This window comes from Aestuariivirga sp., assembly GCF_037139295.1.
GTDB lineage: Bacteria > Pseudomonadota > Alphaproteobacteria > Rhizobiales > Aestuariivirgaceae > Aestuariivirga.
Window position 1 is genome coordinate 1 of the sequence record NZ_JBAXGR010000112.1, and the last position, 9,044, is coordinate 9,044.

The following is a 9,044-nucleotide window of genomic DNA, read 5'->3' on the forward strand; positions in this document are numbered from 1 at the left end:
GGGTTGTTCTGCTTCGTGCCACCAAGCTTCTTGCCGAGGGTCACGCCGGCGGGCTTGACACGCTCACCATTGTTCGGCTCGATGGCGCCTAACGAACCGCAGCCGCGGGCGTGGATCGGGTCCCTAGCGGTGACTTGCCTCTGTTCCCAGCAGCTGCTGTCGTTGAGGCCAGCCAAAGACAGGCTGGTGGAGGCCAACAAGGCGCTGCCTGCCACAGTGGTGAATAGCACGGACGCGGCGATCAGTTTAGACTTGCTCTTCATCGCGCAAACTCCATTTGCGGTTGTAGCCCGCACCTCCGCTGTCGCTCGCGGCTGTTACCCAGTTCATCAGCTGACTGAAACCCCGACGCCGAGGTCTACGTATAAGTAGCTATTAATTTAGTATTTAAGCGTAATTAAAAATACTATATCAACCATCTGTCAGTGCAAGTTAATTATCTGTGTTTTTACTGATTTAAGAGTATAATTAGGCGTAAAATACAACCCTTATGTGTTTTTCAACTGACAAGCCTGGAACGTAGGTGCGAATATTCAGATCCCGGCATAAGTTGTTACAAAAGCCCGAAGGTTCAGCGATCAATTCGACTAGGGGCCTTCGCTGAATGGCGAAGCCATCTGCCGGGTGGGCTGCCGGGTGTTTCCGGTCTTGATGGCGGACGGCGCCGGCCGGGTAGCGTGAGGCAGCTTTCGGGGCGATAACACCCATTTCGGCGTCACGCAGAGGTCTTTCGTGCGAATTTCCTTAACGCCTTGAATTTGTTGATTCAGCGTCCGGCTGTGGGTCGCAAATCGCCCAATCCGTCCGCCAGCTGCCCAACACTTGTCATGATGATTTGACAATTGTGCCGAAAAACTTGCGGGAGGAGGGGCGGTGCGCTACCAAACGGCGGATTCTTGTCTGCCGCCCTGGTGGACTGAGAGGCGAGATCACATGCCTGAACTGTTGCGAGAATATCTGCCGCTGGTCATTTTCCTCGGGGTGGCGCTCGGCTTTTCCCTGATCCTGCTGATCGTCCCGATTCTGATCGCCTTCCGCAACCCGGACCCCGAGAAGCTCTCGGCCTATGAGTGCGGCTTCAACGCCTTCGACGATGCCCGCATGAAGTTCGACATCCGCTTCTACCTGGTGTCGATCCTCTTCATCATCTTCGACCTCGAAGTGGCCTTCCTGTTCCCCTGGGCGGTTTCGCTCAAGGAAGTGGGGGTCTTTGGCTTCTGGTCGATGATGATCTTCCTCGGCGTGCTGACCATCGGCTTTATATATGAGTGGCGAAAGGGAGCTCTCGAATGGGATTGATCGAACAGGCCTCCCCTGAGCAGCGCGAGTTCTTCACCAACGTCAACGCCGAACTCGCCGACAAGGGCTTCCTCGTCACCGCGTCCGACGATCTCATCAACTGGGCCCGCACCGGCTCGCTGATGTGGATGACCTTCGGGCTGGCCTGCTGCGCGGTGGAGATGATGCAGGCCTCCATGCCGCGCTGGGACCTCGAGCGCTTCGGCTTCGCGCCCCGCGCCTCGCCCCGCCAGTCGGACGTGATGATCGTGGCCGGCACGCTGACCAACAAGATGGCGCCTGCGCTGCGCAAGGTCTATGACCAGATGCCGGAGCCGCGCTACGTTATTTCCATGGGCAGCTGCGCCAATGGGGGCGGCTATTATCATTACTCCTATTCCGTGGTGCGCGGCTGCGACCGCATCGTGCCGGTGGACATCTATGTGCCGGGCTGCCCGCCCACCGCTGAAGCGCTGATCTATGGCGTTCTGCAGCTGCAGAAGAAGATCCGCCGTACCGGAACGATCGAGCGTTGATGATGGCTGAGACCTTGCACGAACTGGGCGAGCACATCGCCTCCAAGCTTGGAAGCGCGGTGACGGGCTTCCAGGTTGCGTATGGCGAACTGACCGTTGAAGCGGAGGCTGCGGAGATCATCCGCGTGCTGACTTTCGTGCGTGACGACGCCGAATGCAACTTCGTGTGCTTCATCGACATCTGCGGCGTGGACTACCCCGACCGCGAGAAGCGCTTCGACGTGGTCTATCATCTTCTCTCGCCTTACAAGAACTGCCGCATCCGCGTTAAGGTGCAGACGGACGAGGACACGGCTGTGCCCTCCGTCATCTCCGTCTTCCCCGCAGCCAACTGGTATGAGCGCGAGACCTTCGATCTCTATGGGGTTCTGTTCTCCAATCACCCGGACCTGCGCCGCATCCTGACCGACTACGGCTTTGCCGGCCACCCGCTGCGCAAGGACTTCCCGCTCACCGGCTATGTCGAGGTGCGCTGGGACGATCTTGCCAAACGCGTGGTCTATGAACCCGTCAAGCTCACCCAGGAATTCCGCGCATTCGATTATTTGAGCCCGTGGGAAGGCACCGAATACGTCCTCCCCGGCGATGAAAAGGCGAAGCCGTGACCGACACGTCATCTGTCCGCAACTTCTCGATCAACTTCGGACCGCAGCATCCCGCGGCTCATGGCGTGCTGCGCCTCGTGCTTGAACTCGATGGCGAGGTCTGCACCCGCGTCGATCCGCATATCGGCCTTCTGCACCGCGGCACCGAGAAGCTGATCGAATACAAGACCTACCTGCAGGCCATTCCCTATTTCGACCGCCTCGACTACGTGGCGCCGATGAACCAGGAACATGCCTGGTGCCTCGCCATCGAGAAGCTGCTGGGCATCGAGGTTCCGATCCGCGGACAGCTGATCCGCGTGATGTATTCCGAGATCGGCCGCATCCTGTCGCATCTCCTCAACGTGACCACCCAGGCCCTGGACGTAGGCGCGCTGACGCCGCCGCTGTGGGGCTTCGAAGAGCGCGAGAAGCTGATGGTGTTCTATGAGCGTGCCTCGGGCTCGCGAATGCACGCGGCTTACTTCCGCCCCGGCGGCGTTCACCAGGACATCGACCCCGGCCTCGTCGAGGACATTGCCGCGTTCTGCGACGGCCACAACAAGGTGCTCGACGACATCGAGGGCCTCCTCACCGACAACCGCATCTTCAAGCAGCGCAACGTCGACATTGGCGTGGTCTCGCTCAAGGAATGCTTCGAGTGGGGCTTCTCCGGCGTCATGATGCGCGGCTCGGGTGCTGCCTGGGACTTGCGCAAGGCGCAGCCCTATGAATGCTACAACGACATGGAATTCGACATTCCGATCGGCAAGAACGGCGACTGCTATGACCGTTACCTGATCCGCATGCAGGAAATGCGCGAGTCGGTGAAGATCATGAAGCAGTGCATCGAGCGCCTGCTGGGGCCTGAGCGCAGCGGCCCCGTGTCGTCGAAGGATGGCAAGGTCGTTCCCCCGAAGCGCGCCGAGATGAAGCGCTCGATGGAAGCGCTGATCCACCACTTCAAGCTTCACACCGAAGGCTTCCACACGCCGCCGGGCGAAGTCTATGCCGCCGTCGAGGCGCCCAAGGGCGAGTTCGGTGTCTATCTCGTGTCCGACGGCACCAACAAGCCCTACCGCTGCAAGCTGCGGGCTCCCGGCTTTGCCCATCTGCAGGCCATGGACCACATCTGCCGCGGCCACATGCTGGCCGACGTTTCCGCCGTGCTCGGCTCTCTCGACATCGTTTTTGGTGAGGTGGACCGGTGAGCGTCCGTCGTCTTCATCCTGTTCAGCCCGACAGCTTCGCCTTCAACGCGGAGAACCTGGCCTGGGCCAAGGAAAAAATCGCGCAATATCCCGCGGGCAAGCAGGCCTCGGCGGTGATCCCGCTCTTGTGGCGCGCCCAGGAGCAGAACGACAACTGGGTGACGAAGCCCGTGATCGAGTATGTCGCGAACATGCTCGACATGGCCTATATCCGCGTGCTCGAGGTCGCGACCTTCTACACCATGTTCCAGCTGCAGCCGGTGGGCAAGATTGCTCATATCCAGGTCTGCGGCACCACGCCCTGCATGCTGCGCGGCGCGGAAGACCTGAAGAAGGTCTGCCAGAACAGGATCAACCACGAGCCGCATCACATCTCCGAGGATGGCAACTTCTCATGGGAAGAAGTCGAATGCCTCGGCGCCTGCGTGAACGCGCCGATGGTTCAGATCTTCAAGGACACCTACGAAGACCTGACGCCGGCCACGCTCGAAAAGCTGATCGATGATCTCGCCGCCGGCCGCAAGGTGAAGGTGGGTCCGCAGATCGACCGACACATGGCTGCGCCGGAAGGCGTCCAGACGGCGCTGACCGATCCGTCGCTTTATGAAGGCCAGCGCACCTTCGTGCGCGTCGAAGCGCCGCCGCCGCCGGCCGCCCCGGCTGCTGCGCCGGCCGCAGCCCCGCCGCCGGCCGCCGAGAAGAAGGAACCGCCTCCGCCTGCAGCGGCACCCGCTGCCGCGCTTGGCGATGTCGCGCCTGTGCTCCATGCCGCCCCGAAGGACGGCAAGGCGGACGATCTCGAACTGATCTGGGGCGTCGGCCCCAAGCTGCGTGAACTGCTGAACACGATGGGCGTGTGGCACTTCGACCAGGTCGCCAGCTGGACGGAGAAGGAAATCCGCTGGGTCGATGCCCGGCTGGAGGATTTCAAGGGCCGCATCGAACGTGACGACTGGATCGCACAGGCCAAGAAGCTGGCCGGCGGCTGGCGTCCCGTAAACCCCATCGGCGTCAAGCCGAACAAGTGAGGACAAGCGATGCTCGCTGACAAGGACCGCATCTTCACCAACATCTACGGCTTCCATGACTGGGGTCTGGAGGGTGCCAAAAAGCGCGGTTGCTGGAGCGGCACCAAGGGCTTCATCGCCAACGGCCGCGACTGGATGATCAACGAGATCAAGGCCTCCGGTTTGCGTGGCCGCGGTGGCGCGGGCTTCCCCACCGGCCTCAAGTGGTCGTTCATGCCCAAGGTCATCGGCGAGCGTCCGCATTACCTTGTCGTCAATGCCGACGAGTCGGAGCCCGGCACCTGCAAGGACCGCGAGATCCTGCGCCATGAGCCGCATCTCCTCGTCGAGGGCAGCCTGCTCGCCGGCGCCGCCATGGGCTGCCACACGGCAGTCATCTATGTGCGCGGCGAATTCATCCGCGAGCGCGAGCATCTGCAGGCCGCCGTCGACCAGGCTTACGAAGCACGCCTCATCGGCAAGAACAACGTCAACGGCTGGGACTTCGACATCATCGTCCACCATGGCGCCGGCGCCTATATCTGCGGCGAAGAGACGGCCATGCTCGAGTCGATCGAGGGCAAGAAGGGCCAGCCTCGCATGAAGCCGCCGTTCCCCGCGAACGTCGGCCTCTATGGCGCGCCGACCACGGTGAACAACGTCGAATCCATCGCCGTTGCCGGCACCATCATGCGGCGCGGCGCCACGTGGTTCGCCTCGCTGGGCCGCCCGAACAATACGGGCACCAAGCTGTTCTGCATCTCGGGCCACGTGAACAAGCCCTGCGTCGTCGAGGAAGAGCTCGGCATTCCCTTCCGCGAGCTGATCGACAAGCATGCCGGCGGCGTGCGCGGCGGCTACGAGAATCTTCTCGCTGTCATCCCCGGCGGCTCCTCGGTGCGCATGGTGCCGGCCGACCTGATCATCGACACGCCGATGGACTTCGACTCGCTCGGCAAGCTGCGCTCGGGCCTCGGCACCGCGGCGGTGATCGTGATGGACAAGTCGACCGACCTCATCAAGGCCATCGCCAGGCTCGCCTACTTCTACAAGCACGAGTCCTGCGGCCAGTGCACGCCCTGCCGCGAAGGCACGGGCTGGATGTGGCGCGTGATGAACCGCATGGCAGAGGGCCGTGCGGAGAAGCGCGAGATCGACATGCTGCTGGACGTGACCAAGCAGATCGAGGGCCACACCATTTGTGCATTGGGCGATGCGGCGGCCTGGCCGATCCAGGGCCTGATCGCGCATTTCCGCCCGGTGATCGAGGCGCGCATCGACCAGTATGCCGCGAACCCCGACCACGACGGCTCTACCGCCAAGATCGCGGCCGAATAAGAATAGTAAGGCGAGCAAGCTGATGCCCAAGATCAAAGTCGACGGAGTGGAACTTGAGGTCGAGAACGGCCTCACACTCCTGCAGGCCTGTGAACAGGCGGGCGCGGAAGTGCCTCGCTTCTGCTACCATGAGCGCCTGTCGATCGCCGGCAACTGCCGCATGTGCCTCGTCGAGGTGAAGGGCGGCCCGCCCAAGCCGCAGGCCTCCTGCGCCATGTCGGTCAATGACCTGCGCCCCGGCCCCAATGGCGAGCCGCCGGAAGTCTTTACCAACACCCCGATGGTGAAGAAGGCGCGCGAAGGCGTGATGGAGTTCCTGCTCATCAACCACCCGCTGGATTGCCCAATCTGCGACCAGGGCGGCGAGTGCGACCTGCAGGACCAGGCCATGGTCTATGGCATCGACAAGAACCGCTTCCACGAGAACAAGCGCGCCGTCGAGAACAAATATCTGGGCCCGCTGGTCAAGACCTCGATGAACCGCTGCATTCAGTGCACGCGCTGCGTCCGCTTCACCACGGAAGTGGCCGGCATCGAGGAGATGGGCGCCACCGGCCGTGGCGAGGACATGGAGATCACCACCTACCTCAACAAGGCGATCTCGTCCGAACTTCAGGGCAACATCATCGACCTCTGCCCGGTGGGTGCTCTCACCTCGCTTCCTTACGAATTCAAGGCGAGGCCCTGGGAACTGCGCAAGACCGAGACCATCGACGTGATGGACGCGGTTGGCTGCAACATCCGCGTGGACGCGCGTGGCCGTGAAGTGATGCGCATCCTGCCGCGCACCCATGAAGACGTGAACGAGGAGTGGATATCCGACAAGACGCGCTTCGTGTGGGACGGCCTCAAGGCGCAGCGCCTCGACCGGCCTTACGTGCGCGAATTCGGCAAGCTGCGTGCGGCCTCCTGGGGCGAAGCCTTCCAGCGCATCGCGCAGCGCATGAACGGCGTGAATCCGGACCGTGTCGGCATCATCCTCGGCGACCTCGTGGGTGCTGAAGAGGCCTTCTCGGTGCGCCAGTTCGCCGACCAGTTCGGCATCAAGAACATCGACTGCCGCCAGGACGGAACACCACTGGGCGAGAAGGGCGGCCGCGCAGGCTATCTCTTCAACAGCGGCATCGCCGGCATCGATGAGGCGGATTCGATCCTCCTCATCGGCACCAACCCGCGCCTCGAGGCGCCGGTGCTGAACGCCCGCATCCGCCGGCGCGTGGCGCGCGGCGGTTGCCCGGTCTTCCTGATCGGCGAGCGCGCCGACCTCACCTATGGCTACACCCACCTTGGCAATGGTCCGGAGACGCTGGGCAAGTTCCTCGCCTCCGAACAGCAGGGCGGCGCCAAGCCGATGGTGATCGTGGGGCAGGGCGCCATCGACCGCACTGATGGTCCGCAGGTTCTGGCCGCCGCTTACAAGGCCGCCGAGAAGCTGGGCGCCATCAAGGACGGCTGGAACGGCTTCAACATTCTGCACACCGCCGCCGGTCGCGTCGGCGCGCTCGACGTCTGCGCGCTGCCCGCGCAGGACGGTGGCAAGACCACGCGCCAGATGCTGGACGCCGCGAAGAACGGCGAACTCGACATTCTCTTCCTCATCGGCGCGGACGAGATCGACACCCAGGCGCTCGGCGCCACCTTCGTCGTCTACGTGGGCACCCACGGCGACGCCGGCGCACACCGCGCCGACGTGATCCTGTCGGGTGCGGCCTATGTCGAAAAGCAGGTGACCTACGTCAACACCGAGGGCCGCCCGCAGATGACGGAGCGCGCCTCCTTCCCGCCGGGCGATGCCCGCGAGGACTGGGCGATCTTCCGCGCGCTCACGGAAGCCCTCGGCAACCCGCTGCCGTGGAACAATCTCGATGAACTGCGCGCCGCCATGTACAAGGTGGCCCCGCAGCTGATGCGCATCGACCAGCGAACGCCCGCACCGACCAACGAACTCGCTGACCTCGGCAAGATCGAGGGTGCGATGTCGGCCGAGGCGTTCCGCTCGCCCATCACCGACTTCTACATGACCAACCCGATTGCCCGCGCGTCCAGGATCATGGCCGAATGCTCGGCCCTGAAGAACGTGCAGAAGCTCGAGGCCGCTGAGTAAATCATGATCGAGGCTCTCCTCACTCTCCTGTTCTTCGCCGTCATTAGCTTCGGCTTCATGGCGGGCCTGCTGCTGATCGTCGCCTACCTGCTGTGGGCCGACCGCAAGATCTGGGCCGCCGTGCAGATGCGCCGTGGCCCCAACGTCGTTGGCCCCTGGGGCCTGTTCCAGTCCTTCGCCGACCTGATCAAGTTCGCGCTGAAGGAAGTGGTGATCCCGGACGGCGCCAACAAGGGCGTCTTCGTCATCGCACCTCTGGTGACGGCGACCTTGGCGCTTGCCGCATGGGCCGTTGTTCCGGTTTCCGAAGGTTCCTTCTTCGGCCTCGTCTCGGGCAAGTGGGTCATCTCCGACATCAATGTCGGCATCCTCTATCTCTTCGCGCTGTCCTCGCTCGGCGTCTATGGCGTCATCATGGGCGGCTGGGCCTCGAACTCGAAGTATCCGTTCCTCTCGGCCCTGCGCTCCGCCGCGCAGATGGTCTCCTACGAAGTCTCGATCGGCTTCGTCATCGTCACCGTGCTGATGTGCGCGGGCTCGCTGAACCTCACCGAGATCGTGCGCTCGCAGCACACAGGCCTCGGCACCATGCTGGGCCTGCCGGGGTCTTTCCTCGACTGGTACTTCTTGCCGCTGTTCCCGATGTTCATCATCTTCTTCATCTCGGCACTGGCCGAGACGAACCGCCCGCCCTTCGATCTGGTCGAGGCGGAGTCGGAGCTGGTGGCGGGCTTCATGGTGGAATATTCCTCCACGCCCTACCTCCTCTTCATGCTCGGCGAATACGTGGCCATCACGCTGATGTGCGCGATGACCACCATCCTGTTCCTCGGGGGATGGTTGCCGCCCATCGACGTGCCGCCCCTGAACTGGGTGCCCGGCTTCATCTGGTTCTTCCTCAAGGTGGTGCTGGTGTTCTTCATGTTCGCGCTGGTGAAGGCCTTCGTGCCGCGCTACCGCTATGACCAGCTGATGCGCCTGGGCTG

General features: G+C 62.8%; 7 protein-coding genes and 2 pseudogenes. 8 read left to right on the forward strand and 1 reads right to left on the reverse strand.

Going from position 1 to position 9,044, the window contains the following annotated elements:
- Positions 1-263 (reverse strand): hypothetical protein (locus tag WCJ41_RS18205; protein WP_336907260.1); only part of this gene is annotated, 263 nt, incomplete at its 3' end.
- A gap of 670 nt (positions 264-933) precedes the next feature.
- Here WCJ41_RS18205 and WCJ41_RS18210 point away from each other — a divergent pair.
- The 8 genes and pseudogenes from WCJ41_RS18210 to nuoH all read left to right on the forward strand — a co-directional run.
- Positions 934-1,299: an NADH-quinone oxidoreductase subunit A gene (locus tag WCJ41_RS18210; protein ID WP_336907261.1), complete on the forward strand. Its 366-nt coding sequence runs from the start codon at positions 934-936 to the stop codon at positions 1,297-1,299.
- Positions 1,300-1,340: 41 nt separating this feature from the next.
- Positions 1,341-1,814 (forward strand): annotated as a pseudogene (locus WCJ41_RS18215) (NADH-quinone oxidoreductase subunit B family protein); the annotation flags it as partial.
- A gap of 2 nt (positions 1,815-1,816) precedes the next feature.
- A complete protein-coding gene (locus WCJ41_RS18220) occupies positions 1,817-2,419 on the forward strand; it encodes an NADH-quinone oxidoreductase subunit C (protein WP_336907262.1) in 603 nt (200 codons plus the stop codon).
- Positions 2,416-3,609 (forward strand): NADH-quinone oxidoreductase subunit D, encoded by a 1,194-nt coding sequence (locus WCJ41_RS18225; RefSeq protein ID WP_336907263.1) that lies wholly within the window; start codon positions 2,416-2,418, stop codon positions 3,607-3,609. The genes WCJ41_RS18220 and WCJ41_RS18225 overlap by 4 nt, the downstream gene beginning before the upstream one ends.
- Positions 3,606-4,637, forward strand: a complete 1,032-nt coding sequence (gene nuoE, locus WCJ41_RS18230; protein ID WP_336907264.1) for an NADH-quinone oxidoreductase subunit NuoE — start codon at positions 3,606-3,608, stop codon at positions 4,635-4,637. Before WCJ41_RS18225 ends, nuoE begins: the two co-directional genes overlap by 4 nt.
- A 9-nt stretch (positions 4,638-4,646) precedes the next feature.
- Complete coding sequence (nuoF, locus tag WCJ41_RS18235; RefSeq protein ID WP_336907265.1) at positions 4,647-5,954, forward strand: NADH-quinone oxidoreductase subunit NuoF; 1,308 nt, start codon at positions 4,647-4,649, stop codon at positions 5,952-5,954.
- A gap of 22 nt (positions 5,955-5,976) precedes the next feature.
- A complete protein-coding gene (gene nuoG, locus WCJ41_RS18240; RefSeq protein ID WP_336907266.1) occupies positions 5,977-8,058 on the forward strand; it encodes an NADH-quinone oxidoreductase subunit NuoG in 2,082 nt (693 codons plus the stop codon).
- Positions 8,059-8,124: 66 nt separating this feature from the next.
- Positions 8,125-9,044: pseudogene (nuoH, locus tag WCJ41_RS18245) on the forward strand (NADH-quinone oxidoreductase subunit NuoH); the annotation flags it as partial.